Origin of the sequence: Halomonas sp. IOP_6 (assembly GCF_021151565.1) — a bacterium.
In the GTDB taxonomy this organism is placed as follows: domain Bacteria; phylum Pseudomonadota; class Gammaproteobacteria; order Pseudomonadales; family Halomonadaceae; genus Vreelandella; species Vreelandella alkaliphila.
The window spans coordinates 123,517-148,722 of the sequence record NZ_JAIRBO010000004.1 but is presented as its reverse complement, the minus strand read 5'-3'; the positions used below and the strand labels follow the sequence as shown (position 1 = coordinate 148,722).

Sequence of the window (25,206 nt, the reverse complement as noted above, 5' to 3'; positions counted from 1 at the left end):
GTCGACATGACTCTTCCCCGGCTACCCTTTTCGCGTCAGCCGCTGCGCCATATACAAGACCGACTTGCTACCGGGCTTATCACCGCCGGTGGTATTGGTGTTTTGTTGGCAATTTTAGCCATTGGCGTCTTCCTTGTATGGGAAACGCTACCGCTGCTCGCCTTGGGCGACACGTTCAGCCTCGCTAAACTCTCTCCTCTTGCCTGGGGCACGTTAAAAGCCGCGCTGGCGGCCATGCTATTCGCAACGCCCATTGCCCTAGGCGCGGCAATGTACTCTGCGCTATTTATGTCAGCACGGCTCCGTAGCCGTTTGAAGCCAACGCTTGAGTTGATGGAAGCAGTGCCTGGCGTTGTCATCGGATTTATTGCCGGTTTATTACTCGCCCCCTGGGTGGAACGAAACCTGGCCAGTGCCTTGATGATCATTATTTGGCTACCTCTTAGTGCAGCCTTAGCGGGATATCTATGGTATCGGACGGCCGTCCACGTTCGCCAACGACTACCGCTTTCGTGGGCAGGCTTATGGCTTATTCCCTGGTTGGCTGGCATGGCTGTACTGGCAATATGGATTGCTCCCATCATTGAACAACACTGGCTTGGCGGCGACCTGCGACGCTTGCTTGATCAACGTTACGGCCTTGATTACGCCACCCGAAATGCACTGATTGTGGGTATTGCGATGGGATTTGCGGTGATTCCCAGTATTTATTCGCTCGCGGAAGATGCACTTGCCGATGTTCCCCCTACCTTAATGGAAGGTGCTCAAGCGCTAGGCGCTAGCCGCTGGCAAGCACTGTGGAAAGTTGCCCTACCCACGGCAGCTCCTGGAGTCTTTTCAGCGGTGATGATTGGCGCTGGCCGCGCCGTGGGCGAAACCATGATTGTGTTAATGGCCAGCGGTAACACCGCGCTCTTTAGTGCCAGTCCGTTTGAAGGGTTACGTTCGCTATCAGCCTCTATCGCCATTGAGCTTCCCGAGGCTTCACCAGGCGGGCTGACCTATCACTTACTGATACTGGCGGCACTGGCCTTGTTCATTTTTACCTTTGTGGTGAACACGTTAGCTGAAATTGTCAGACAGAGATTGCGCCGACGCTATCAACGCTTAGGGAGCTCACTCTGATGCGTTGGCAGCGGGCTGTTTTTTCAAACGTTGGTTTTTTAAAAATGAGCGGCAGCGGGCTCTGGCCTTGGCTTTGTGCTGCCTGCGTGGCGCTTTCGTTATTAATGTTGGCAGCATTATTAACGCTGCTGACGATTCGGGGGTTAGGCCATTTTTGGCCAGCGCCATTAGAGGAAGTTACCCTCAAGTCAGGCGATATCGTCATTGGGCAGCCAGTTCGTGAAACGACGCTGCCCAAGGGAGCAGGGTCAGAACGGCTCTATTTCACTGGTAATCAGGATATTACAGGAAGCAACTGGCAGTGGATTACCATTGATGATATTAGCCAACAGGCCGAGCCAGCCGACCTTATCCGCTTAACGCGCACCCCATGGGGTGATTTTATAGGCCGTTTAATGACGGTGGAGAGTGGCGATCAACGGTTAACAGAACAAGCTGCCTGGACTTTCATCCATGATGCGCTTGCCTTACCCGTCAAGCAGCGGCCCCCTGGAACGTTAGTGCTAGCCACTGCCGATGGTCAAATACTTCGACAGCCGCTGGCAAGTGTTACCTACTTTCAATCACCAAATGCCATGTCCTGGGGACAAAAAACCATCGCCTGGGGGCAGCGCATCTGGCAATTTCTAAGTGAAGGGCCACGCGCCGCAAATACTGGCGGAGGCGTCTGGCCAGCCATTTTTGGCACCGTCTTAATGGTCATTCTGATGTCAGTGATCGTTACTCCGTTTGGGGTTCTCGCTGCCATTTACTTAAACGAAATCGCTCACCAAAACCGCCTAACACGCTTAGTTCGCATTGGCGTACGCAACCTGGCAGGCGTGCCCTCAATCGTTTATGGCGTGTTTGGCCTTGGCGTATTTGTATACGGAGTAGGCGGTTCTATCGACAGCTGGTTTTTTAGCGATGAACTGCCCTCACCCACATTTGGAACCGGCGGCCTTCTTTGGGCCTCGCTAACACTTGCCTTGCTCACGTTACCTGTAGTGATTGTCGCTACCGAAGAAGGGCTAGCACGCATACCCGATGCCCAGCGGGAAGGTGCCGTTGCGCTGGGTGCGACACGCTTGGAAATGTTGACGCGGGTGGTGTTGCCCATGGCAACGCCCGCCATGCTAACGGGGATGATTTTAGCCGTCGCCAGAGCCGCGGGCGAAGTGGCGCCGCTAATGCTAGTGGGCGTCGCCAAGCTAGCGCCGCAAATGCCTGTAGATGGTGAGTTTCCCTACCTTCATCTAGAGCGCAAGTTTATGCACCTCGGCTATCATTTATTTGATACCGCCTTTCATGGTGAAGATGTGCAGGCCGCAATTCCGCTGGTTTTCGCCACCGCACTGCTGCTGGTGTTAATCGTACTCGTGCTTAATCTAACTGCCATATTTCTGCGTCATTATCTGAGGCGTCAGCGAGGAAACGAATGTTAGCGTCTTTATCGTCCAACAAAGCGGCTCTCGCGCCCGTGACGCATTTTCCTGCCGAACAGCGCTGCTTGAGCATTGCAAAATTTCACCTCGCTTATGCGGGGAAAATGGCGTTGCGCGATCTAACATTAGACCTACCACGCCACCGTGTAACGGCCTTTATTGGCCCTTCAGGCTGTGGAAAGTCAACGCTGCTACGCGCGATTAATCGACTGCACGACCTTAATGAATCGGTAACACACAGTGGCCATATTCAGCTTGAAGGTCAGGATATTCATGCCCCGGACATGAATGTTACCGAGTTGCGACGGCGCGTTGGGATGGTGTTTCAAACACCCAACCCTTTCCCTATGTCAATTTATGAAAACGTGGCCTTTGGCCTGCGTTTACAGCAACGCTTACCCAAGCGGAAGCGGGACGACATTATCGAATGGGCACTTACATCGGCAGCACTGTGGGATGAGGTTAAAGATCGTCTGCACCGCTCGGCTTGGCAGCTATCTGGCGGCCAGCAGCAGCGCTTGGTCATTGCTCGTACGCTTGCCGTACAGCCGGATGTACTGCTACTCGATGAACCAGCGTCAGCCTTAGACCCGATCTCGACGCTGAAAATTGAAGAGCTGATTCGTAACCTTAAATCACAGCTAACGCTTGTGCTGGTTACCCACAATATGCAGCAAGCCGCGCGGGTTTCTGACTACACGGCTTTTTTGCAGCACGGTGAACTCGTTGAGTACGGGCCAACGGATCAAGTGTTCACCAACCCGCGTTTACAACGCACCGAAAACTACATCACCGGCCGCATCACCTAGGCCCCAAAGACATCACGTCAGGAGTGCTCAATGGATATTACGAACGATAGCCACAGCCAACATATCTCTCGCCAGTTCAACCAAGAGCTGGAGGAGCTAAAAACCCACCTGATGGCCATGGGCGGTCTGGTGGAAAAACAAGTGCAAGATGCTGTTTTTGCGCTACTGGAAGGTGACAGCCGTCTTGCTGAGAAAGTGCGCGACAATGACCGCCAAGTGAACGACCTGCAACTGCAAATTGACGATGAATGTACGCGGGTATTAGCGCGTCGTCAGCCAGCGGCTTCCGATTTGCGCTTAGTGCTGGCGGTTATTCGCGCAACGTCTGACCTTGAGCGTATTGGCGATGAAGCCAGCAAAATTGCTCGAAATGCGCTGCTGTTAAGCGAAAATAGTGGCAACATTCGCGGTTTAGTGGAAGTACGCCATATCAGCGAGCATGTACGTAAAATGCTTCGCGATGCACTTACCGCTTTTGCTCGTTTTGATACCGATCTTGCAATGCAAGTTGTGCGCGAAGATGAGTTCGTTGACGACGAGTATGGTAGCGCCATGCGCTCGCTGATGACCTTTATGATGGAAGATTCACGTTCGATTAGCTCCGTACTTAGCATTATGTGGGTGCTACGTGCCTTAGAACGCGTGGGTGATCATGCCAACAACCTGGCGGAGTACGTTGTCTACTTGGTCAAAGGGTTAGATATTCGCCATAGCGATCCCGACGCGATCGACCCGCAGGTACTTAAAAAATCTTGACCTAGCACGCGATTCCTCCTGCAATACGCCCAGATATCCCCTCTGGGCGTTTTTTCTAAGGAGCAAACATGTTGGATGCGATGACAGCGCTGAGCCGAGGCACTCGCTTGGTATACCAGAAAGGTCTGCGGCGCTATATTTTCCTACCCATCGTGGTCAATATAATCGTTTATGCCAGCATGCTCAGTTTCGTGGTCAACCGCTTTTCTGGTTGGCTAGACAGTGCTATGACAATGGTACCAAGCTGGCTTGAGTGGCTCTCATGGCTAATCTGGCCACTGTTTTTTATCAGCCTGCTGCTGGTGATCTTTTTTACCTTCACCCTGGTCACCCACTTAATCGCCGCACCTTTCTATGGTTTTTTAGCAGCGAAGGTAGAACGTCAAGCGACAGGGCGTGAACCCCTGGATGACCGTGGGCTCGCTAAAACCGCTGTCGATGCCTTGGGTCGCGAGCTAGTCAAACTCGGCTATATCCTGCCACGCATGGTCATACTGTTTATTATTAGCTGGATACCCGGCCTAAACCTGATAGCCCCTGTTTTGTGGATCCTTTTTTCCGCGTGGATCATGGCAATCACTTATTTAGATTATCCTATGGATAACAATAAGATAACGTTTCGCGATATGCGGACACGACTATCGCAACGGTGGTGGCCAAGTCTCACCTACGGCGGGTTGATTATGCTAGTGACCTGGATCCCTCTCGCCAACCTGTTCTTAATTCCCGGTGCAGTGGCAGGCGCCGTATTAATGTGGGACGACCACTACCGCGGCACGCGCGACATTACGCCTCATCGCTGATGGCTTAATCGCTATAACGCTGACACAACCTATTTGTTACCTTAAGGTTGTTTGGCTGCACTATTATTCTCAAGATTAAGCATAAGCCTTGTTAAGAAGATAAGGCCCCTAAAAGGAATACGACCATGCTGACCCGCGCACTCTGGTTGACGGCTCTCCTCACTGGCTCAATCTCTCTCGCGTCGGCTCACGACGTTCAAACCGACCAGTTAAGGATCGCTCATCCTTTTGCCACGCCAACCCCCCCAGGTGTGGCAAATGGTGCCGCTTATCTGGATATTACGGCTCATACAGAGTCCGTCACACTGGTCAGCGCGCAGACACCTGTGAGCGAAAGTGTTGAGCTACATGATATGCAGATGGAAGGCGATATGATGAAAATGCGCCACGTCAGTGCTATCGAAATCGCTAAAGACGAAACGCTGACAATGCGCCCGGGTGGCGGTTATCACTTAATGCTAATGGGATTACACCAGCCACTGGAAGAAGGTGACCGGTTTCCAATCACACTCGAATTTGCCCAGCAAGACGATATTGAAATAGAAGTTTGGGTTCAAAGCGCCCAAGAAGGAAGCAACGCGGCTGATCGCCATCATCAGCATTAACGGGATCAATCGATAATCGTCTTAACCATAAAAACCCCGTCAAAGCGGGGTTTTTACTAAAAAACTTATTTGTCACTCACTTTTAACCACAGCCTTCTTTACCAGCGTGTACTGCTACCCTCTTCACGGTTGAGTTCTTCAGCGTGATATCCTGCTCTATCTTTAGCTTTAGAGTCATCATCGGTTGTGCTGGAACGGCTTGAGGGAGTGTATATCAGAGTATTGTCATTGTCGTTAATCAGATCCTTAGCTGAATAGGTCGCAGGGCCCGATGTGTTACGAGATTGAGGCTGAATAATTTCTTGGTTATCAGCACGCTCTTGGTTCAACTCAATGGAAGATTGCGCAAATGCCATTGGGCTTGCGATAAGGCCCAGCGAGAGGCCCAAAACTGAAGTATTTTTAACAAATGATTTCAACAACATAAATAAAAGCTCCTTACTACATGGAGCAACCGACAATGTAATGATACAAGGTACCCTTTTTTGCCAGTCGCTGAACGTGTCATCTGAATAATTGCATTTCTAATACCAAGAAACAGTGGGCAATGTAACAATGATTATACTATACACAAAAAATTAGACCCCACCGAAGTGGGGTCTTGAGCACTCTTAGTATCGCGATACGTAACGCTAGCTTCCTATCCGTTTGAGGGGCTCCAACCTTGGAATTAACCCTAACTAGCGTGTTGACCGTCGAAAGATTCAATCCTTGAATCTAGGAGCATCCATGCGATTTGACATCCTTGCCTCTGAATAGCTCATCCATAAGCGTAAGAGTTATAATACCTTTTGAAAAGATATGTAACCAAAGTTAATGTTACATGCCGCTATTTTCTTCAGGCAACTCATCTGTGCTGTCATAGCCGGACTCTGAATCGTCCTGGCTCGTTGAACTAGGATTCATGTCGCTGGCGTTATCACCTTCGTCATGGGTCAAATCTTGGCTGTCATAATCACTTGAATCTGTTGTGCTTCCAGGCTGAGAATCGACAGGCTGTTCATCTGGGGAAATATTGTTTGCTGGATCCGCTGGCTCTTGAGCAAATACCGCAGGGCTAGCAACCAGACCAAACGCTACACTTAAAATACCAGCTTTCTTGAGTAATTCCTTGGACATCATATTCCATCTCCTCGATCGCTGTTCAATACTGCTAAATGGTAAGAAAGACTGCCTTTCGGCTTACCAGTTCCTGTGGTTTTCTCTCTTATTTAAGACACTGCAGATGCCATGCCAAAAAGCAAAAAATAATAAAAAAACGTTAATAAACATTAATTTATATATTTTAAGAAATAAATAAGACGTTTAGAATCTTTCAACTTAGGCAGGAAAAGTGGCTACAAATGGCACATGAGCATTATTTGACCATACTTACATGACACCGTGACACACTTATACAACATCTAGACAGCATTGCGCGGTATGGACTCGTCTTCGACAACGCGTGATGGCGGAAAAACACAGCGAAAGAGAGCCCCTTCGCCAGGGTGGGATTCAATTTGTAGCAGTGCATCATGTCTCAGCAGCACATGTTTCACAATCGCTAGACCAAGGCCCGTTCCACCGGTAGCCGTACTGCGACCTTTATCAACACGATAAAAACGCTCGGTTAAACGCGGAATGTGGACAGGATCTATTCCTTCGCCGTCGTCGTCGACTTCAATACAAGCACTGCCATTCGGCATGGTTTTCCAGCGAAGTGTTATCTGACTACCCTCTGGCGTATACCGCACAGCGTTAAACACTAGGTTTGAAATCGCACTATGCAGTTCTTGCTCGCTGCCAATGAGCCGCGCATCACTTTCAAGCACGACTTGGACATTGTGCTGTTGATTAGAGAGCGCTAGCGCATCGCGGCGAATACTGTCGAGCATCGGCCCTAACACCAGCGCATGATGATCCTCGCCACCTTGGTCAATTTCTAACCGAGAGAGCAGTAGCAGATCATTTACTAAGTTTTGCATACGCTTCGTCTGCTCTTCCATTTGAGCAATACCTCGGCCCAAACGTGGTGGAAGTTGCTCTTTCAAGTCGCCGTAAGTTTCTAAATAACCCGTCAGTACTGTTAGCGGCGTGCGCAGCTCATGGGAAACATTGGCGACAAAATCACGACGCATCTGCTCTAGGCGATGCAAACGGGTAATGTCTCGCGCCATTACCAAGCGTTCATCATCACCATAGAGTGTAATTTGATATTGCAGGATACGCCGTTCATCGATGGGCGACGTTAAGGTCAGCGGCTCACCGTATTTACGCGCATTAAAGTAGCTGATAAATCGAGGATCACGAAGCAGGTTGGTAATATGCTGGCCACGGTCGTGGGCCGTTTGTAAGCCCAGCATTTCGGTCGCAGCACTGTTCCACCATTCTAAGTCACCATGTCGATCTAGCATAACGACACTGTCACGCATCGCTTCGGATGATTCCTGGATACGTGCAAGGGTGGCACGTAAGCGATTCTGGGTAATCCGTTGGCTCTTTTGGTAGCGATACAAGCGATCAAAAAGTTCGCCCCACATACCGCTTGCAGCAGGGGGTTCATCATGAGGGTGGAGCGTTAACCACTTAAAGAGTGCACGCAGTTGGCGCAGTTGATAAACCAAGCAAACGGCAAGGCCTGCAGCAACCCCAAGCCCTGGCATACCTAGCAACCATCCGAGACAAGCCCCCAGGGCAGCTAACCATGCAATCCGCCATAGTTCTCGGCTCCACAGGCGCACCGTTACACCCGCGCGGAAAAACGGTACCCAGTGCCTCTCACCGTTTGAATGAGACTCTGGTGAGCTTCCCCTAAGGCCTTACGTAGACGTCGGATGTGAACATCTACCGTCCGCTCTTCAACGTATACGTTACCACCCCACACTTGATCGAGCAGTTGGCTACGTGTATAGGCGCGCTCTTGGTGCGTCATGAAAAACTGCAGCAGGCGGTACTCCGTCGGCCCCATTTCTAACGCCTTACCGTAAGCACTCACACGATGGCTCACTGGGTCTAATAGCAAGCCATTAATTTCAATAGGATCTTCGACACCACGGGGGGTAGTACGTCGCAATACTGCTTTTAAGCGAGCCACCAGTTCGCGGGGAGAGAAAGGCTTGGTGATATAGTCATCCGCCCCGGCCTCAAGTCCTTGAATCTTGTTATCTTCTTCGCCTTTAGCGGTCAGCATAATGATAGGCACTTCGGCAGTGGCTTCTTCACGCTTTAAGCGCCTTGCAAGCTCAATACCACTGGTGCCCGGCATCATCCAATCCAGCAAAAGCAGATCTGGCTGGTGGTCAACCATCATCGCGTGGGCATCCTGGGCGTTATCCGCTTCAAGCACGCGATAGTCAGCCATTTCCAGCGCCACTGCGATCATCTCGCGAATAGGCGCCTCATCATCGACAATCAAAACGGTCTTGGCGGTCATTCCAGGGCCTCACGGTGTTCAATGAAAACTAATTTAAAAAAATAGTTCAAAAAAACAGTTCAAAGACATGTCAGTGACGATAACACCATGACTTGATGACAATTCTATGACATAGAGGATATTTAGCCAGTTATTGGCCACCAACTTAGTGCAATACCTGCAAAAATTAACAAGCCTGACCAATGATTATTAAGAAATGCCTGGAAGCAGCGGTCGCGCTCACGGCCAGCAATTAATCGTTGTTGGTGGACAAACGTGGCAGCCATAGCGGCTAGCCCAAGCCAGAAAAAGCCACCTAAACCAACACGCCATCCTACCCAGGCAAGTAGTCCAAGTGCCGCCACTTGCAGCACACCAATTATCAGACGATCAGCGCTACCAAACAGCACCGCGGTAGATTTGATACCAATTTTTAGGTCATCGTCGCGGTCAACCATGGCGTATTGAGTATCGTAGGCAACGGTCCACAGCACATTAGCACTAAACAATAGCCATGCTTCAAACGGTACATGACCCAATACCGCACCGAATGCCATGGGGATCGCCCAAGAGAATGCAGCCCCCAGCACCACCTGAGGTAAATGGGTGTAGCGCTTCATAAACGGATAAATGAACGCTAATACAACACCACCTATCGACAACAGCACCGTAAACCAATTGGTCAATAGCACTAAAATGAAAGCAGTGGCTACCAGCGCTATAAACAGCAACTGCGCCTCGGCTTCACTGATACGACCAGTGGCTAGAGGACGATGTTTAGTGCGCTTTACATGGCCATCGAAATGACGATCAGCATAATCATTAACCACGCAGCCCGCAGCGCGCATAACATAAACGCCAGCAATAAAGATCAGCAGAACATTCCGTCCAGGCACGCCCTCTGCCGCTATCCACAAAGCCCACAAGGTGGGCCACATCAATAGCCAAGTACCAATCGGGCGATCCAACCGCATTAAATGTAAAAAATCAGCCACTCGAGCCCACCCCGTTGGCCTCAACAGAGAACGGTCCATGCTTACCTCTCAAAAAGAAAACGCTGGCGATAGCCTAGCGCGAAGACAGGGCAAGATCATCTGCCATGGTTGATAAAAAGTATTCCTGCACTAACAGCGACAGCCCACTGTGCTGAAACACTGAGCGCCGACCCCATACGCTATCTAAAAGCGACGCAGAGTGTTCCGCGACAAAGCGTGGCTGATGGCGAGTGGCGTAGAGTGGCCCGCGCACCAAGTCAGGTTGTTGAAACAGCCAGCTGCCTAGTGAACGCTCGCCAAGCCCTTCTAACCCCTTACCTTGTAATTGACTAAGTGGCGCTACCGAGCGTGCTACTACCCAGGGCTTATCACCTACACACAACGCTACTTCCCTCAGCCATGCATAGCGGCGCGGTTCAATTCCCAGCGCTAGCGCTTCGTCCCGCAGAGGTAAGCCAATCGTTTGACGTAACAATTGCACCCGAAACGCGTTTGTGCCGCCTGCGATGGTTAACCGCGTCGTTAAGGAGTCCGTCGATGCCACCCACTGCCACCACGAAGCGCTCATTGCAGGGCGAGCCGCAGCAACAGGGAGCCAGTGAGGAAATAGTCGATGAGGAAATAGGGAAGCTTGCCGAACAGTAGGGGCGATCACCAAAGTCTCCAAGGCGGTCAATACACAGAAAGCTAGTGTAACATGGTGACCTCACAGGCTTTTGTTCTGCCGACTTTTGGTGACTGCATGCCCTCACACGAGATATCGCTATATTCCCATTCGACACTGATTATTATTGGCACCGGTATGGCGGGGATTGGCCTTGCGCGCGCCCTACGCCGACAGGGTGATACACGTGCCATTACCCTTATTAGTGCCGATAGTGGCGATGATTACAGTAAACCGCTGCTTTCTACAGGCTTTGCGAAACGCTTAACGCCAGACCAACTCGCCCAACGTGACGCCAGCAGCGTCGCAGAAGAACTGGACGCTGAGTTAATTACCCACACCCAGGTCGCACATCTGCATGTGGATAACCAACGCGTAGAACTCAGTAATGGCCAACAGCTCCACTACGACGATCTGGTGTTAGCCACTGGAGCGGCTCCCCATAGGCCGTTCAGCGTGCCCGAAAGTGTCGCCAAACGATGCTTCACCATTAACGACTTAGACGAGTATCGCCGCTTTTATGCCGCATTAGGAGCAACGCCTACTAAACGTGTCGCAGTTGTCGGTGCTGGGCTGGTGGGCTGCGAGTTCGCCAATGATCTCCATGCTGGCGGCCACCAAGTCACTCTCATTGCGCCAGAAAGTACACCGCTGCAACGTCTGCTCCCCGAACCGCTCGGCCAGGCACTGGCTGATGCTTTCCAAGAGGCAGGCATCCAACTTTCCTTAGGACATAACCTGACAACACTGGCACTTAACGTAGATGACGCGCTATCACTTCGTCTTGATAATGGCGACCTTTATGCTGCCGACATCGCGTTACTCGCCACTGGCTTAGTTCCGCGCACTCAACTTGCCGAAGCAGCCGGGCTGGCGGTTAGCCCTCGCGGTATTGTGGTTGACCGCCAGTTACGCACCTCTCGACCGAACATATTTGCGTTGGGCGATGTGGCTTGCGTTGAGGGAGTTAACGCTATGTACGTGCAGCCCCTGCAGGCGAGCGTAAAAGCGCTGGCGTCAACCCTCGCCGGAAAACCAACCAGCGTCAGCTTTGGGGCGTGGCCCGTCATTGTGAAAACGCCATTACTACCCGTGGTTGCCTACCCACCGGTAACCACACCAGCACGGTGGAGAATTGAGGGAGAAGGCGGTGAAATGACAGCGATTGCTGAAAATAAAGACGGTCGTTTGATTGGATTTGCGTTGACAGGCAGCTGCGTGAGAAGGAAAGTGGAGCTTTCCAGAGTAGCACCTGCGCTGCTAGGCTGATTTTCGCCGCCTTAGCGACTAGGCTAAAAAAGTTAACCAGCTGGGCAGTGCTTCTAACAACACAGATGAACTTACGCTTGATTTTCACATAGGGAGATACCTTTATGCGCAAACCTGAACTCGCCGCCGCAATTGCTGAAAGCGCTGATCTATCCAAAGACAAAGCTGGCCAAGTCCTGAACGTTATCTTGGACGAAATCACTAACAGCGTTGCCAAAGGCGAAGATGTCGCTCTGATTGGCTTTGGAACGTTTACCGTGCGCCAGCGTGCCGCACGTACTGGTAAAAACCCGCAAACTGGCGCGCCTTTACAGATTCCCGCCAGTAAAAACGTTGCGTTCAAGCCGGGCAAAGCGCTTAAGGACGCCGTTTCCTAATGAAACTCAAGCTGACGCTGTGGCTACTGAGCTTACTGCTTAAAAGAGCCCTGCGACGCAAGCCGCGCTTTCGCGAGCAACTTGAGCGAATGCGCGGTCTGGACTGGGGCGTTGCCACGGAAGACCTTAGTATTGCCCGGTATTATCGAATGACCTCGAAAGGCATTGATACCGGCAAAGGACTACCCGTTGACCTAGACCTTGAGCTTCGTTTTCGCGATCAGGATGCCGCGTTGAAAATCCTTAAAAAGCCGACGCAACAGGCATTTCTAGATGGCATGGTAGCCGGTGAAGTCCGCCTAGTGGGCGACTCCGCCGATATGAACAAGCTTCAAAAGCTACTGAAAAATATGTAATAACTAACCCGCCACCTCAAGGTGGCGGGTTCCTTCCTAAGATTTCTCTTATTGCCCCTGCTATCTTTCAGACTAGGCTCTCACTGACCAGCCCCTCGCTGCCAAGCATCACGCTTGCTCGGTTACGTTTTGTATAGCCATTGAGCACAGCCGTTGAAAACAGCGGGTAAAGACAAGCACACACTCTTCCCTCTATACTAAGCATTAAACTAAAGTCTAAAAAAGCGACCCATTAGAGACTCTATGCCTATTTCATTGCCCCTGCGGCGTCTATGGACCCTGGACAAGTTCGCCTACAGCCTGCGCGTGTTTATCGCGTTCAGCGGGGCGCTGCTGTTTAGCGGTTTGGCAGGAGACATCGCGCTGGTGATTCCGCTGTTCTTAGGCATTATTGCGAGCGCTCTTTCTGAAACTGATGACAGCTGGCAGGGGCGCTTACAGGCGCTGGTGGTGACACTTGCTTGCTTTGCATCGGCGTCGTTTGTCGTGCAGTGGCTTTTCCCCTGGCCGTGGCTGTTTGCAGTTGGGCTGGCGGTTTCTACCTTCACCTTAATTATGCTGGGTGCCATTGGTCAGCGGTACGCGACCATTGCGTCAGGCACGTTAATCCTGTCGATCTACTCAATGATCAACATTGAACAGCACGGTGGCGTGGATGAAGACGTGGCTTCCAGGCAGTTGCTGCTGCTTGCAGGAGCCGCGTGGTATGGGGTTATCTCAATCCTATGGTGCGCCCTTTTTTCGCGCCAGCCAGTTAAACAAAGTATGGCGCGGGTATATAAAGCGCTAGGTGAGTTTTTAATCTTGAAGTCTGCGCTGTTTGAGCCTGTTCGTGGGGTCGATCTAGAGGCGCGCCGCGTGGCGCTAGCCAGGCAAAACGGCAAGGTAGTCGATGCACTCAACCAAGCAAAAGAAATGATTTTCCGCCGCTTAGAAGGGCAACGTGGCAGCCGTAAGCTAAATCGCTATCTACAGATTTACTTTATCGCCCAGGATATACACGAGCGGGCAAGCTCTACCCACTACCCCTATAGCGCGCTCACCGAAGCGTTTTTTCACCATGACGTTCTGTTTCGTTGCCAGCGACTCTTAGACCAGCAAGGCCGCGCCTGCCGCCAGCTAGCCAAATCGCTGTTGCTTAACCGTCCCTTTGGTCATGAACAGAGTGAGCAGGCGCTGGCCGATCTACGCGCTTCTATCGACAACTTAAGCGAGCACGGTAAGCCGGAATGGCGTCCGCTTATGCACCCGCTCAATGCACTTGCCGATAACTTGTCTATCCTGGAAGCTCAGATTGCCAGTGCTAACAACCCAGATACCGACGATGATCGTCGTGATAGTTCGCTTTACGACCGCTCCCCCTCTAGCGTGCTAGAAGCGTGGAGACGCGTTCAGCTAAATTTGACGCTGGGTTCGCCCACGTTTCGCCATGCGGTGCGCTTATCCACCGCGCTGTTAGTAGGCTATGGGCTGCTCCAGTGGCTTGACCCTGAACAGGGGTTTTGGATTTTACTCACCACGCTGTTCGTCTGCCGTCCGAACTTTGCCACCACGCGTCGTTTTCTTTCACAGCGCATCTTCGGCACGGTGCTTGGCCTCATTGCAGGTTGGGCATCCATTAGTTTGTTCCCCCAAGCCAGCATACAAAGCATGATTGCGGTGGCTGCGGGCGTTTGTTTTTTTGCCAACCGCGAGCGTCACTACGTTATCGCCACCGCCTCAATCACACTGCTGGTACTGTGCAGCTTTAACCAGGTCGGCGACGGTTTTAATCTGATCTTACCTAGGCTATTGGATACCTTGGTGGGTTCGTTGATTGCCGGGCTAGCGGTATTTTTTATTCTGCCTGACTGGCAAGGGCGTCGGCTGTACCGGGAGGCCGCAAAAGTCCTCACCAACCACCGCCGTTATTTAGATGAAATCGTTCACCAGTATGAAGAGGGAAAGCAGGACGATTTGGCTTACCGGTTAGCCCGCCGCAATGCCCACAATGCCGATGCAGCGCTCTCAACACTGCTAACCAATATGCTCCACGAGCCAGGGCACTATCGCAAACAGGACGCCGACAGCGGCCTACGCTTTCTAGTGCTGTCTAACACGCTGCTAAGCCACTTATCTGCCCTTGGCGCTCACCGCCATCAGTTGGCTGAAGATGAGGACGACGCCGCCTTAGTGCCCCTTGCCAAGCGCATCAGCGAGCTGCTGGAGCAACTGGCAGAACAACTCAACAAGCGCCAGCCCGTGACGCCCTTGGCTGATCAAGTCAACGACCTACTCGCGCAGCTAGAGCAGAATGCCTCAGATTCCTTCGATAAGAAGGGCTCAGAGGGAGACGAAAACGCCATTGCCCTTTACCGTCCCATCCAAAGCCAGCTACGCCTGATTGCCGCACAGCTAGGGCCCCTTGGTGAAGCCGCCAACCGCTTAACGGAGACACCAGTAGAGAATCATCAAGAAGCGAGCACCGCAGCTTAAGCGTTGTATCACTCCCTACACCTGCCCGTAGCGCCCGGCGGCTTCGCCTAGCCAGCGCCGCACTAATACGGCGGTGACCTCAGTGTTGCCTTGAAGCGCCTGGGCCAGGGCAGTGACGCGCTCTAGCTGGTCGGCGTCACGCTCAAGATCAGCAATTTTCATCTGAGCAAGACCGGTTTGGCGAGTGCCGAGCACTTCCCCGGGACCACGAATTTCCAAGTCCTTTTCGGCAATACGGAAACCGTCGGTCGTTTCACGCATTACTCCCAGGCGCTCCCGAGAGCTTTTCGAAAGCGGCGGGTGGTAAAGCAGCACACAGAAGCTTTCCGTGCTGCCGCGCCCTACTCGACCGCGCAGCTGGTGCAGTTGAGAAAGCCCCAGGCGTTCCGGGTTTTCGATAATCATCAGGCTGGCATTGGGGACATCTACGCCCACTTCAATAACGGTGGTGGCCACCAGCAGGTCGAGCTCGCCCGTTTTGAAGGCCTCCATCACCTCAACTTTTTCACTGGCCTTCATGCGCCCATGAATCAGACCAATAGCGAGTTCAGGCAGCGCCTGGGTTAGTTCATCGCGAGTGACTTCGGCGGCCTGACACTGCAGCACCTCAGACTCTTCAATCAGCGTACACACCCAATAGGCCTGACGCCCATCACTGCAGGCGTTGCGAATGCGTTCGACCACTTCAGGCCGCCGCTCATCAGACACCACTACGGTTTTAACCGGCGTACGCCCCGGCGGCAACTCATCAATTACCGATACATCCAAATCCGCGTAAGCACTCATGGCCAGCGTGCGGGGAATTGGTGTCGCGGTCATGATTAGTTGGTGGGGTGTTAGCCCGCCCGCTTCGCCTTTCTCGCGCAGTGCCAAGCGTTGATGCACGCCAAAGCGATGCTGTTCATCAATAATTGCCAACCCTAAACACTGAAAGTGTACGTCGCTCTGAAACAGCGCGTGGGTGCCCACCACCATACGGGCACGACCATCGGCAATAGCGGCTTTGGCATCTAACCGCGCTTTACCTTTGAGCTTACCTGCCAACCAAGCCACTTCGATGCCCAGCGGTTCAAACCAGGCTTTAAACGCTCGATAGTGCTGTTCAGCAAGAATTTCCGTGGGGGCCATCATCGCCGCCTGGCAATTGCCTGCCAGCGCTGAAAGCGCCGCCATCGCTGCAACGACCGTCTTCCCCGAGCCGACGTCGCCCTGCACGAGCCGCAGCATCGGGGCGGGCCGCGCAAGGTCTAGGGTAATTTCTTCCAGCACGCGGCGCTGCGCACCGGTAAGGGCAAACGGTAGCTGGGCTAAAAAGCGGGTTTGCAGGCTGCGGCCCGAGGGCAGCGATGGCGCACCATCCGCCTGAATACGTAACCGCACTTCACGCAGGCTGAGTTGGTGAGCCAGTAGCTCTTCCAGTGCCAGCCTACGTGTGGCGGGATGATGGCCGTGGGCAAGCTGCTCAATGTCCACATCCGGTGGCGGTTGATGTAGCAGTTGCAGGCTAGCGTGTAACCCAGGCAGGTTGAACCGCTGGCGCAGGGCATCTGGAATAACGTCCGGAAGTAACTCAGGGGAGCGCTGCAGTAGCGCAAGCGCTTGCTGGGTAAGTGCGCGCAAACGCGCCTGATGCAACCCTTCAGTGGTCGGGTAAATCGGCGTGAAATACTCCTCAACCGGTGTATCGTTACCGCCGCTTAGCCGGTACTCAGGATGGTAAATTTCCAGCCCTGTTGCCCCCGCGCGCGCCTCCCCAAATGCACGCACCGTAACACCGGGGCGCATCTGTTGCTGCTGGGCAGGCGAAAAATGAAAAAAACGCAGGCTTAAAATACCGCTTCCATCGCGCACTCTGACTAACAAACTACGCCGACGTCCCTTAACAACATCGCACGCGGTGACTTCCCCTTCTATCACCGCCTCACTCCCTGCGCGCAGCAGGCCAATGGGCGTTAGCCGTGTACGGTCCTGGTAGCGCAACGGCAGGTGAAATAGCAGGTCGCTTACGCAGTCTATTCCCAATCGCGCCAACTTTAGCGCGAGCGCCTCACCAACCCCTTTCAGCGACGAAACCGGTGCAGAAAGGTCACTCATGAGGACGGACTAGCACTAGCAGTGTGTACAGGTTGCTGACATTGGCTAATCGCCTTAGCTAACGCATCTATTGCTTTTGGGCGAGGAAAGCTTGCCCGCCACGCAATGGCAACGGTGCGCGAAGGCGCGGGCTCAACAAAGGGCCGGCTCACTAGCATGGCATTTTCATACTGATCTGTGCCCAGCGCCGACTGTGGCAGTACCGTAATGCCTAATTTAGATGCCACCATATGGCGAATGGTTTCCAATGAACCACCCTCAGCAATCAACGTATTATTGGGGCTGTTAAGCTTTTGGGTAATCGCCGGACAGGCTTCTAAAATTTGATCACGGAAGCAGTGACCTTCCCCCAGCAGCAGCAAGCGCTCTTCTAACAAATCTTCTTTGTGAATCGCGTCACGACTTACCCAGCGATGGCTGGCTGGCATCAACACCTCAAAATGCTCATCGTAAATCGGCTTGGTAACTACGTCGGTCTCTGTGAAAGGCAGCGCCACAATAATGACATCCAGCTCGCCACTGCGTAACTTTGCCCGCAGAGAGCCGGTCATGCCTTCTTCAATATACAACGGCATTTGCGGTGCGGCGCTAGCCAGTGCTGGCACTAGATGGGGAAATAAGTAGGGGCCAATCGTATAAATTGCGCCTATGCGCAGCGGGTTAGCCAACTGGTCTTTGCCAGCATTCGCCATTTCGTAGATAAGTCGGCTCTGCTCCAGTACGCGCTGGGCTTGAGCAACGATCTTCTCACCCAACGGGGTGACCTGCACGGTTGATTTGGAACGTTCAAACAACGGTGTATCAAGCTCGTCTTCGAGCTTTTTCACCGCCACCGAGAGCGTTGGCTGCGAAACATGGCAGCGTTCGGCGGCACGACCAAAGTGACGTTCTTGGGCAAGGGTTACGATGTAGCGTAGTTCTGTTAAAGTCATAGTGGTGCCAGTGGCATCCTCTCGTTGCAGCTCGTTACAGGTCATCGTGATAGCGAGATGGAAAAGGACAAACAAACCCTATTGAAGATGGCACATCTCATAGGGACTTTGTATCTGATAGGGAATATTAATCAAGAGGAGTGACCAAGGTGAAGCTAACGGTACTGATTATTGGCTGCGGAGATATCGGCATAACGCTCGGGCGCGAGCTACTCAGCGAAGGCCATCATGTTATCGGCGTGCGCCGTCATGTCGAGGCATTAAAAGACACGGGCATTGAGCCGTTGGCGCTTGATCTTAACGATCTTGAAGGCGCTGGTGCTGACGCCCTGCCTCGTGCTGACTACGTTATTTATACTGTCAGCGCTGACCGTTTCGAAGAAAGTGCCTACCAAAGCGCCTATCCGGATGGCCTCAACCGTGTGCTTGGCGTGCTTGAGCAGCATAAAACGCCACCAAAGCGCATCTTTTTTGTGTCGTCGACCAGTGTTTATGGCCAGCAGGAAGGCGAGGTCGTTAGCGAAGACAGCCCAACCGGATCAACCAGCTTTTCTGGCAAGCTGATGTGCGATGCTGAACAAGCGCTGATTAACCATCAGATTCCCGGCACGGTAGTGCGCTTTTCGGGTATTTACGGCCCTGGGCGTGATCGTTTGATTCATCAGGTCGCGGAAGGCCGCATTGCCGCTGTCACGCCGGTCAGCTACTCCAACCGTATTCACCGTGATGACTGCACCGGTATTCTGGCGCACTTAATTCGTTGTCAGGAAAAAGGCGCTCCACTCGCCGACCTTTATCTAGGTAGCGACTGCGAGCCCGTCACCCTGCATAACGTGATGGCGTGGTTAGCCAAACAGCTCAAGGTTGAATCTACCGAGACCATGCAGTCACCACTGCGCCGTCGCACCAGCAAACGCTGCGATAATAGCCGCATCCGTGAAACGGGTTATGAATTTCGCTATCCGACCTATAAAGAAGGCTACGCACAGGTGCTAAAAGAGGGCGGCTTCTTAACACCACAAAAAGCCTAATCGTTGTGGTGCTAATTCCTTTGCACTAACCTCTTTGCACTACCCTCAAAAAAAAGAGCGAGCACTTGATGATAGAGTGCTCGCCCGTTTTTGGTGAAGACAGTTGCTGAAGACATTCGGCTCAGAGGCTTAGTCGCCAATGACCATCACAGCTTCTGCTTCTACTTGGCTGCCTTTGGGTAACGCTTTGACGCCGACCGCTGCACGGGCAGGGAAAGGCGACGAGAAGAACTCTTCCATCACCTTGTTTACGATCGCAAAGTTATCCAAATCAACAAGATATAAGTTGAGTTTGACGATATCGCCAAGCGTACCGGCAGCCTCTTCACATACCGCCTGTAGATTGGTAAATACCTGACGTGCTTGCGCCTCAAAGTCGTCAGAAACAATTTCCATCGTCGCCGGGTTCAGTGGGATCTGACCCGAAAGATACACTGTGTTGCCAGCCTTAATTGCTTGAGAATAAGGGCCGATTGCAGCGGGGGCTTTATCAGTATTAATAACCGCTTTGTTGCTCATGAGATAGCACTCTCCTGTCGTGTTTAATATATTTTTAGACGTATGTTATAGATAGGGTGATAGCGTTAAACATTAATTCTAATGGTCCGCCATAGCAGTTGCTGCCAGCCCATCGCCAGCAGCCTACTAACGGGTGATTAATTGGTCATTCTGGTTATTTTGCCGACATTAGGAAGGTTGCGTATACGCTTAATAATGCGCGCAAGATGCACTCGGCCTTTTACCGATAAGGTTAAATTAACAATTGAAAGCCGCGCATCACGCTCTTCAATGCCGATACGCTCGATATTGGCGTCGGCATCGGTCACCACGCCCGCCAGCTCGGCCACCAGCCCACGACGGCTCTCAATTTCAATGCGCAGCGCGACCGGGAAGTCTTCATCTATACTGTCCGACCACTCAAGAGCAAACAGCTTCTCTGGGTCGTTTTTACGATCACCTAGGTTTTTGCACTCACTGCGATGCACCACCAGCCCCTTGCCAACCGATAAGTGGCCGACAACAGGGTCGCCCGGCAATGGATGACAGCAGCGGGCAAAATTAATCACCATACCTTCGCTACCGCTGATAACGACGGCTTTTTCACTATCCCCACTGAGAACGTAGTCAGAGTTTCCGCCATTGGAGATATCAACCAAGCGCCGCGCCACCACATGGGCCATTCGATTGCCCAAGCCAAGCGACTCTAACAAAGCATCTAACGAAACGACATCCAGCTCTTTAAATGCTTTAGTAAAAACACTTTCATCCATCTCTTCCAGGCTGGTTTCAAACGGCGCAAGCGCCTTATTCAACAGCCGTCGCCCTAAGATAACCGCTTCTGCCTGCTGCTGGTGCTTCAATGCATGGCGTATCGCGGAACGCGCTTTTGCTGTCGTGACGAAGTTGAGCCATGCCAAGTTAGGCCGTGCCCCAGGAGCAGTAATAATTTCCAGCGTTTGGCCACTTTCAAGACGCGTCGAGAGCGGGGCTAAATGGCGATCAATACGACAAGCAATGCAGTTATTGCCAATATCGGTGTGTACGCTATAAGCAAAGTCGATCACCGTTGCGCCCTGAGGCAGCTCCATGATGTCGCCTTTGGGGGTAAATACGTAGATATCGTCTGGGAAAAGGTCGTTTTTGACGTGCTCAATAAACTCTAGCGAGTCACCCGCATGGCGCTGCATTTCGAGCAGCCCTTTTACCCAAGCGCGGGCGCGGGCATGGCTGCCTTCGGCAATGGGGTGGGTTGTTTGCCCTGCTTTATAGAGCCAGTGGGCAGCGATGCCATTATTAGCCATCGCCTCCATTTCACGGGTGCGGATCTGCACTTCAATTGGCATCCCGCCCTGACCAAACAGCGTAGTATGAAGGCTTTGGTAGCCGTTGGCTTTTGGGATAGCGATATAATCTTTAAATCGCCCTGGTACGGGCTTATAGAGATTATGCACCACGCCTAAGATGCGATAGCAGCTAGCGACATCTTCGGTAATGATGCGGAAGCCGAAGACATCCATAATTTCTGCGAACGGCTTACGCTGGTCGCGCATCTTTTTATAAATCGACAGCAGATGTTTCTGCCTGCCGATCACGGTACCTTTAAGCCCTTCATCGTCCAGACTCTGCTGTAGCGATGACTGAATTTCTCGCATCGCACTACGGCGGTTCCCCCGCGCGCTGGCGACCGCGCGCTTGATGCGTTCTGAACGCATTGGGTGAATAGCCTGGAAAGAGAGATCTTCAAGTTCAACACGAATCGTATTGATACCTAAACGTCCCGCGATACGGGCATAAATTTCCAGCGTTTCTCGGGCAATACGGCGCTTTTTATCTGGGCGCAATGCTCCCAGCGTGCGCATGTTATGCAGACGGTCAGCCAATTTTACGATGATGACGCGGATATCCCGCGACATCGCTAACACCATCTTCTGGAAATTTTCCGCCTGGGCGACGGCTTTGTCTTCAAAGGTGATCTGGGTCAGCTTGGAAACACCATCCACCAGTTCGGCGACAGGCTTACCAAACTGCGCAGACAGCGCCTTTTTCGAGACACCCGTATCTTCAATGACATCGTGCAGCATGGCAGCCATCAAACTTTGATGGTCCATGTGCATATTAGCCAATATATTAGCGACCGCTAACGGGTGGGTCACATAAGGCTCACCAGAGCGACGGCGCTGGCCGTCGTGGGCTTGCTCGGCATAATAGAAAGCGCGTTTGACCTGCTGTATTTCGTCTGGAGGTAAATAGCCGCCAAGTCGATCGGCCAGGTCATCAATGGTGAACATTTACCGCGCCCCTAGTCGCTTCTAAGTCCAGTCTCTAGTCAACCTTAGTCGTCGATATGTGTCGTAGGCGTCATTGCTGGGCGCGTACGAACCGCAGCTTCAACCGGCTCATCTAGCACGGTGTGATTTACCAGGCCGGCGGCAATTTCACGCAGTGCCATAACGGTAGGTTTATCGTTCTCCCAGGGCAGTTGCGCTTCACGGGAGCCACGGGCAAGCTGGCGCGCGCGCTGGGTAGAAATCATCACCAGTTTGAAGCGGTTCTCAACATTTTCCAGACAATCTTCAACGGTTACGCGAGCCATGGGGGCCTTCCTGTAATGACAACGCTGGGCCAGCGTTGTGGTGAAACGCCGCGGGCCCAGCAAAAAAAGTGGTAATGGAACCTGCTAGATTACTCGACGCTAGGCGCTTGTGACAAGAGCGCATCGAGTAGTGGCGCATGACGCACCTGCATCGCCTCACGTGTTAAGCGGCGACTGATCACCAGCGACTGCAACTCTTGCAGTGCTGTGGTGAAATCATCGTTGATGACTAAGTAGTCATATTCATCAAAATGGGACATTTCGCTAACGGCATCACGCATACGCCGAGCAATCACTGCGTGCTCATCAGTTCCGCGGCTAGAAAGACGCCGCTCTAGTTCACTACGCGAGGGTGGCAAGATAAAAATCGACACTGCCGAAGGTATTTGCTCACGTACCTGCTGAGCGCCCTGCCAGTCGATCTCTAAAATAACGTCTTGCCCTGCGTCCAGAACAGTTTGCGCCGCACAGCGAGACGTACCGTAGTAATTATCAAAGACCTTGGCATACTCAAAGAACTCACCGCGCTCAATCATCGCTTCAAAGTCGGCTACGTGAGTAAAGTGGTAATTCACACCATCCACTTCCCCCTCGCGCTTAGCTCGCGTGGTATGTGATACCGAGACCTGAATACCATCCAGGCTCTCGATCAGCTCGCGGACCAAGCTGGTTTTACCAGCACCCGACGGGGCAGAAATAATAAAAAGCGTACCCTGGGACATGAAGCGCTTCCCTAATTAGCGAAAGATAGTTAGCAAAAGATAGATAGCGAAATGATAGTCAGCGAAAGATCGTTGATGAAGATAAGCAAGACAACGGCAATGCGTTGTACTGTGTATAAAGCAGCGCGCAGTATCGCACACCTATGCTATGGACTGTAGCGTTTCGGCGCAGTCACAAGGAGGTCGTTATGCGCAGTACGATCGTTATTTTATGCTTAATTGCCCTGGGCGTAGCGTTCCAAAAAGGGCTGATTGAGATTCCCCGCCATTGGGCACCCTGGGCGCCACTCTATATTGATGACCCAATAACGCCCATCACCCAGCTAAAGCTCAAACGTCTAAACGATGACAGGGGGGCCTGTTTAGCCGCACTGGACACCGTGCCAGAGAGCGAGCTTAGTTACACACCTTTAGCCGATTATTCCCCAACCGCTAGCTGCCCACTGACGAATATCGTGCGCATGCAGTCTAGCAGCGTTCGTTTTAACCAACGCTTTGTCGCCACCTGCCCAATGGCGATGGCCTGGGTAATGTACGAGCGCCATGTCCTTCAACCTGCCGCCCTGGAAATCATGGGTAGCCGTGTGGCCCAAGTCAATCACGTTGGTAGCTTTGCCTGCCGTAACGTCTATGGCCGCGAAACAGGCAGGCGCAGTGAACACGCCACCGCTGAAGCACTGGATGTGGTGGGGTTTCAGTTTGAAAATGGCCAGCACATTACGCTGATCAATCACTGGGATGACGAAGGCGAAACCGGGGAATTTCTAAGAGCAGCGAGAGATGGCGCCTGCAACACCTTTGGTAACGTGTTGGGGCCAGACTACAACGCCGCACATGCTGACCACTTTCACCTAGGCATGCGCGGCTTTAGGCTATGTCGTTAGTAAACACTCATTGATAACGTTCAGCCGTAGTGAAAGTGCGTTTCTCAAGCCAGCGCCCCCAAGCAAAAATCACCAGCCCGCAAAGTGCTAAACCGGTACCGACTAACCCTGTGCTCGACCAACTAAAACCCGCGCTAATGACCAATCCCGCTAACCACGCTCCTAATGCATTGGCCCCATTAAAAGCCGCATGGTTTAGCGAAGCCGCCATCGTCTGGGCATCTTCTGCTACATCCATTAAACGGGTCTGCAGCGCAGGCGCTAGCGCCATACTAGAGCCGACTAATCCTACAAATAACAGCCCCGTCCAAACATTATTAGCAGCAAAATAGAACAATCCCTGAATTACTGCGCACCACACCAAGGTAGCGGGAATTGCACGCATCAGGTTCTTGTCCGCTGCACGACCGCCAATTAAATTCCCAGCGATAGAGCCAAGACCAAAGATGACCAGCACTAGCGGCCCCAGCGCTTCACTCATACCCGCTTGCTGAGTAAGCGTAGGCATCACATAACTAAAAATAGCAAACATACCGCCACAGCCAATACAGGCAATGGCCACCGTCACCAATACACGCTGCTTTATCAATGCCGACAGTTCACGTAGCGGGCTTGCTAAGGCATCGAACGGCTGTACAGGTACCCACAAACGAATCAATAGCGCAGTCAACAGTGCAATAACACCTACGGCTGCAAAAGCAATTTGCCAACCAAACAGATTACCTGTCCACGTGCCTAACGGCGCGCCAATCAGAATCGCCAACGTCAAGCCCATCATTACCCGTGAAATAGCGCGTGCCCGCTGATCAACTGGCACTGCACCCGCGGCCACCAATGCGGCTACGCCAAAATAAGCACCATGCGGTAACCCGGCGATAAAGCGTAGCCCTACAAATGACCAGAATCCGGGCGCCATGGCACTGGCGATATTACCGATAGCAAAGACCAACATCAGCACAATGAGCAACGCACGCTTAGGTACCCGCGCTGCAAAGGCAGAGATCAGTGGCGCGCCCACGACGACACCCAAGGCATAGCTACTGATGGCATAGCCCACCTGTGGCACCGTAACGACGAGATCTTCCGCGACACGGTTCATTAACCCCATAATGACGAATTCGCTGGTGCCAATACCAAACCCGCCTAACGCCAACACGACTTCTGCCAACCGCGGGTTACGTGCCAATCCCGATGACGACGCCTGCATACTTTTCTCCCCCAGGCGCATTCAACACCTGCTTAACAAAACGGTCTTGTATAGCTGCAAATGATCGCAGGATTAGACAAAAGTAGAAATACGCAACACCAAAAAAGTTAGCGGGCGAACGAGGCAATTCCTACGGATTACAACGGTAATATCCCAGGGAGCCTCTGATTAACGTTATGAGCGCAGGCCAGAC

Annotated in this window: 25 protein-coding genes; 12 read left to right on the top strand and 13 right to left on the bottom strand. The window is 52.4% G+C overall.

Going from position 1 to position 25,206, the window contains the following annotated elements:
• The first annotated feature begins 6 nt into the window (after positions 1-6).
• The 6 genes from K7H08_RS09075 (at position 7) to K7H08_RS09050 (ending at position 5,522) form a co-directional block, all read left to right on the top strand.
• Complete coding sequence (locus K7H08_RS09075) at positions 7-1,125, top strand: ABC transporter permease subunit (protein ID WP_198348759.1); 1,119 nt, start codon at positions 7-9, stop codon at positions 1,123-1,125.
• Positions 1,125-2,549, top strand: coding sequence for a phosphate ABC transporter permease PstA (gene pstA, locus K7H08_RS09070; RefSeq protein WP_038479680.1), 1,425 nt, complete (start codon positions 1,125-1,127; stop codon positions 2,547-2,549). The genes K7H08_RS09075 and pstA overlap by 1 nt, the downstream gene beginning before the upstream one ends.
• Positions 2,543-3,358 (top strand): phosphate ABC transporter ATP-binding protein PstB, encoded by an 816-nt coding sequence (pstB, locus tag K7H08_RS09065; RefSeq protein WP_038479682.1) that lies wholly within the window; start codon positions 2,543-2,545, stop codon positions 3,356-3,358. Before pstA ends, pstB begins: the two co-directional genes overlap by 7 nt.
• A 30-nt stretch (positions 3,359-3,388) precedes the next feature.
• On the top strand, positions 3,389-4,114 hold the full coding sequence (gene phoU / locus K7H08_RS09060) for a phosphate signaling complex protein PhoU (RefSeq protein ID WP_231657737.1): 726 nt from the start codon (positions 3,389-3,391) through the stop codon (positions 4,112-4,114).
• 68 nt (positions 4,115-4,182) lie between these two features.
• Entirely contained in the window at positions 4,183-4,917 is a 735-nt protein-coding gene (cysZ, locus tag K7H08_RS09055; RefSeq protein ID WP_038479688.1) for a sulfate transporter CysZ, read from the top strand.
• Between the two features lie 125 nt (positions 4,918-5,042).
• On the top strand, positions 5,043-5,522 hold the full coding sequence (locus tag K7H08_RS09050) for a copper chaperone PCu(A)C (protein WP_095603395.1): 480 nt from the start codon (positions 5,043-5,045) through the stop codon (positions 5,520-5,522).
• A 98-nt stretch (positions 5,523-5,620) separates the two neighbouring features.
• Here K7H08_RS09050 and K7H08_RS09045 read toward each other — a convergent pair whose 3' ends face one another.
• The 6 genes from K7H08_RS09045 to K7H08_RS09020 form a co-directional block, all read right to left on the bottom strand.
• Positions 5,621-5,947 (bottom strand): hypothetical protein, encoded by a 327-nt coding sequence (locus K7H08_RS09045; protein WP_038479694.1) that lies wholly within the window; start codon positions 5,945-5,947, stop codon positions 5,621-5,623.
• A 394-nt stretch (positions 5,948-6,341) separates the two neighbouring features.
• Positions 6,342-6,644 (bottom strand): hypothetical protein, encoded by a 303-nt coding sequence (locus tag K7H08_RS09040; protein WP_038479698.1) that lies wholly within the window; start codon positions 6,642-6,644, stop codon positions 6,342-6,344.
• Between the two features lie 281 nt (positions 6,645-6,925).
• Positions 6,926-8,242, bottom strand: a complete 1,317-nt coding sequence (gene phoR / locus K7H08_RS09035; protein WP_038479701.1) for a phosphate regulon sensor histidine kinase PhoR — start codon at positions 8,240-8,242, stop codon at positions 6,926-6,928.
• A 2-nt stretch (positions 8,243-8,244) separates the two neighbouring features.
• Positions 8,245-8,934, bottom strand: a complete 690-nt coding sequence (gene phoB / locus K7H08_RS09030) for a phosphate regulon transcriptional regulator PhoB (protein WP_009723274.1) — start codon at positions 8,932-8,934, stop codon at positions 8,245-8,247.
• A 122-nt stretch (positions 8,935-9,056) separates the two neighbouring features.
• On the bottom strand, positions 9,057-9,947 hold the full coding sequence (gene ubiA / locus K7H08_RS09025; protein ID WP_038479706.1) for a 4-hydroxybenzoate octaprenyltransferase: 891 nt from the start codon (positions 9,945-9,947) through the stop codon (positions 9,057-9,059).
• A 34-nt stretch (positions 9,948-9,981) separates the two neighbouring features.
• The gene (locus K7H08_RS09020) at positions 9,982-10,563 is read right to left on the bottom strand and encodes a chorismate--pyruvate lyase family protein (RefSeq protein WP_231657736.1); all 582 of its coding nucleotides are present in this window, start codon (positions 10,561-10,563) and stop codon (positions 9,982-9,984) included.
• Positions 10,564-10,650: 87 nt separating this feature from the next.
• Between K7H08_RS09020 and K7H08_RS09015 the strand changes: the two genes are divergently transcribed.
• The 4 genes from K7H08_RS09015 (at position 10,651) to yccS (ending at position 15,049) form a co-directional block, all read left to right on the top strand.
• Positions 10,651-11,841, top strand: coding sequence for an NAD(P)/FAD-dependent oxidoreductase (locus K7H08_RS09015; RefSeq protein ID WP_231657735.1), 1,191 nt, complete (start codon positions 10,651-10,653; stop codon positions 11,839-11,841).
• 104 nt (positions 11,842-11,945) lie between these two features.
• Positions 11,946-12,218: an HU family DNA-binding protein gene (locus K7H08_RS09010; protein WP_009723279.1), complete on the top strand. Its 273-nt coding sequence runs from the start codon at positions 11,946-11,948 to the stop codon at positions 12,216-12,218.
• Positions 12,218-12,574, top strand: a complete 357-nt coding sequence (locus K7H08_RS09005) for a hypothetical protein (RefSeq protein WP_009723280.1) — start codon at positions 12,218-12,220, stop codon at positions 12,572-12,574. The genes K7H08_RS09010 and K7H08_RS09005 overlap by 1 nt, the downstream gene beginning before the upstream one ends.
• 243 nt (positions 12,575-12,817) lie before the next feature.
• Positions 12,818-15,049: a YccS family putative transporter gene (gene yccS / locus K7H08_RS09000; RefSeq protein WP_231657734.1), complete on the top strand. Its 2,232-nt coding sequence runs from the start codon at positions 12,818-12,820 to the stop codon at positions 15,047-15,049.
• A gap of 15 nt (positions 15,050-15,064) precedes the next feature.
• On the opposite strand, the gene recG is transcribed toward yccS, so the two are convergent.
• Both recG and K7H08_RS08990 read right to left on the bottom strand, forming a co-directional pair.
• A complete protein-coding gene (gene recG / locus K7H08_RS08995; RefSeq protein WP_038479733.1) occupies positions 15,065-17,143 on the bottom strand; it encodes an ATP-dependent DNA helicase RecG in 2,079 nt (692 codons plus the stop codon).
• Complete coding sequence (locus tag K7H08_RS08990; protein WP_095603769.1) at positions 17,140-18,075, bottom strand: hydrogen peroxide-inducible genes activator; 936 nt, start codon at positions 18,073-18,075, stop codon at positions 17,140-17,142. Before K7H08_RS08990 ends, recG begins: the two co-directional genes overlap by 4 nt.
• 149 nt (positions 18,076-18,224) lie before the next feature.
• Between K7H08_RS08990 and K7H08_RS08985 the strand changes: the two genes are divergently transcribed.
• Positions 18,225-19,106: an SDR family oxidoreductase gene (locus tag K7H08_RS08985; protein ID WP_038479736.1), complete on the top strand. Its 882-nt coding sequence runs from the start codon at positions 18,225-18,227 to the stop codon at positions 19,104-19,106.
• Between the two features lie 129 nt (positions 19,107-19,235).
• Here the strand turns inward: K7H08_RS08985 and K7H08_RS08980 are convergent, their stop codons facing one another.
• The 4 genes from K7H08_RS08980 to gmk form a co-directional block, all read right to left on the bottom strand.
• Complete coding sequence (locus tag K7H08_RS08980) at positions 19,236-19,625, bottom strand: RidA family protein (protein ID WP_009723285.1); 390 nt, start codon at positions 19,623-19,625, stop codon at positions 19,236-19,238.
• A gap of 137 nt (positions 19,626-19,762) precedes the next feature.
• The gene (locus K7H08_RS08975; protein WP_095603388.1) at positions 19,763-21,895 is read right to left on the bottom strand and encodes a RelA/SpoT family protein; all 2,133 of its coding nucleotides are present in this window, start codon (positions 21,893-21,895) and stop codon (positions 19,763-19,765) included.
• 44 nt (positions 21,896-21,939) lie between these two features.
• Complete coding sequence (gene rpoZ / locus K7H08_RS08970) at positions 21,940-22,200, bottom strand: DNA-directed RNA polymerase subunit omega (protein WP_038479742.1); 261 nt, start codon at positions 22,198-22,200, stop codon at positions 21,940-21,942.
• An 89-nt stretch (positions 22,201-22,289) separates the two neighbouring features.
• Positions 22,290-22,922: a guanylate kinase gene (gene gmk / locus K7H08_RS08965; protein ID WP_095603387.1), complete on the bottom strand. Its 633-nt coding sequence runs from the start codon at positions 22,920-22,922 to the stop codon at positions 22,290-22,292.
• A gap of 188 nt (positions 22,923-23,110) precedes the next feature.
• Here gmk and K7H08_RS08960 point away from each other — a divergent pair, with 188 nt between their 5' ends.
• Entirely contained in the window at positions 23,111-23,806 is a 696-nt protein-coding gene (locus K7H08_RS08960) for an extensin-like domain-containing protein (protein ID WP_198348755.1), read from the top strand.
• Positions 23,807-23,813: 7 nt separating this feature from the next.
• Here K7H08_RS08960 and K7H08_RS08955 read toward each other — a convergent pair whose 3' ends face one another.
• A complete protein-coding gene (locus tag K7H08_RS08955) occupies positions 23,814-25,013 on the bottom strand; it encodes an MFS transporter (RefSeq protein WP_231657733.1) in 1,200 nt (399 codons plus the stop codon).
• Between the last annotated feature and the right edge of the window lie 193 nt (positions 25,014-25,206).

What these genes read in the sequence shown, in the direction of transcription:
- K7H08_RS09075 (WP_198348759.1), top strand. Translation starts at nt 7, where the DNA reads ATGACTCTTCCCCGGCTACCCTTTTCGCGTCAGCCGCTGCGCCATATA.
- pstA (WP_038479680.1), top strand. Translation starts at nt 1,125, where the DNA reads ATGCGTTGGCAGCGGGCTGTTTTTTCAAACGTTGGTTTTTTAAAAATG.
- pstB (WP_038479682.1), top strand. Translation starts at nt 2,543, where the DNA reads ATGTTAGCGTCTTTATCGTCCAACAAAGCGGCTCTCGCGCCCGTGACG.
- phoU (WP_231657737.1), top strand. Translation starts at nt 3,389, where the DNA reads ATGGATATTACGAACGATAGCCACAGCCAACATATCTCTCGCCAGTTC.
- cysZ (WP_038479688.1), top strand. Translation starts at nt 4,183, where the DNA reads ATGTTGGATGCGATGACAGCGCTGAGCCGAGGCACTCGCTTGGTATAC.
- K7H08_RS09050 (WP_095603395.1), top strand. Translation starts at nt 5,043, where the DNA reads ATGCTGACCCGCGCACTCTGGTTGACGGCTCTCCTCACTGGCTCAATC.
- K7H08_RS09045 (WP_038479694.1), bottom strand. Translation starts at nt 5,947, where the DNA reads ATGTTGTTGAAATCATTTGTTAAAAATACTTCAGTTTTGGGCCTCTCG.
- K7H08_RS09040 (WP_038479698.1), bottom strand. Translation starts at nt 6,644, where the DNA reads ATGATGTCCAAGGAATTACTCAAGAAAGCTGGTATTTTAAGTGTAGCG.
- phoB (WP_009723274.1), bottom strand. Translation starts at nt 8,934, where the DNA reads ATGACCGCCAAGACCGTTTTGATTGTCGATGATGAGGCGCCTATTCGC.
- ubiA (WP_038479706.1), bottom strand. Translation starts at nt 9,947, where the DNA reads ATGGACCGTTCTCTGTTGAGGCCAACGGGGTGGGCTCGAGTGGCTGAT.
- K7H08_RS09015 (WP_231657735.1), top strand. Translation starts at nt 10,651, where the DNA reads ATGCCCTCACACGAGATATCGCTATATTCCCATTCGACACTGATTATT.
- K7H08_RS09010 (WP_009723279.1), top strand. Translation starts at nt 11,946, where the DNA reads ATGCGCAAACCTGAACTCGCCGCCGCAATTGCTGAAAGCGCTGATCTA.
- K7H08_RS09005 (WP_009723280.1), top strand. Translation starts at nt 12,218, where the DNA reads ATGAAACTCAAGCTGACGCTGTGGCTACTGAGCTTACTGCTTAAAAGA.
- yccS (WP_231657734.1), top strand. Translation starts at nt 12,818, where the DNA reads ATGCCTATTTCATTGCCCCTGCGGCGTCTATGGACCCTGGACAAGTTC.
- recG (WP_038479733.1), bottom strand. Translation starts at nt 17,143, where the DNA reads ATGAGTGACCTTTCTGCACCGGTTTCGTCGCTGAAAGGGGTTGGTGAG.
- K7H08_RS08990 (WP_095603769.1), bottom strand. Translation starts at nt 18,075, where the DNA reads ATGACTTTAACAGAACTACGCTACATCGTAACCCTTGCCCAAGAACGT.
- K7H08_RS08980 (WP_009723285.1), bottom strand. Translation starts at nt 19,625, where the DNA reads ATGAGCAACAAAGCGGTTATTAATACTGATAAAGCCCCCGCTGCAATC.
- K7H08_RS08975 (WP_095603388.1), bottom strand. Translation starts at nt 21,895, where the DNA reads ATGTTCACCATTGATGACCTGGCCGATCGACTTGGCGGCTATTTACCT.
- rpoZ (WP_038479742.1), bottom strand. Translation starts at nt 22,200, where the DNA reads ATGGCTCGCGTAACCGTTGAAGATTGTCTGGAAAATGTTGAGAACCGC.
- gmk (WP_095603387.1), bottom strand. Translation starts at nt 22,922, where the DNA reads ATGTCCCAGGGTACGCTTTTTATTATTTCTGCCCCGTCGGGTGCTGGT.
- K7H08_RS08960 (WP_198348755.1), top strand. Translation starts at nt 23,111, where the DNA reads ATGCGCAGTACGATCGTTATTTTATGCTTAATTGCCCTGGGCGTAGCG.
- K7H08_RS08955 (WP_231657733.1), bottom strand. Translation starts at nt 25,013, where the DNA reads ATGCAGGCGTCGTCATCGGGATTGGCACGTAACCCGCGGTTGGCAGAA.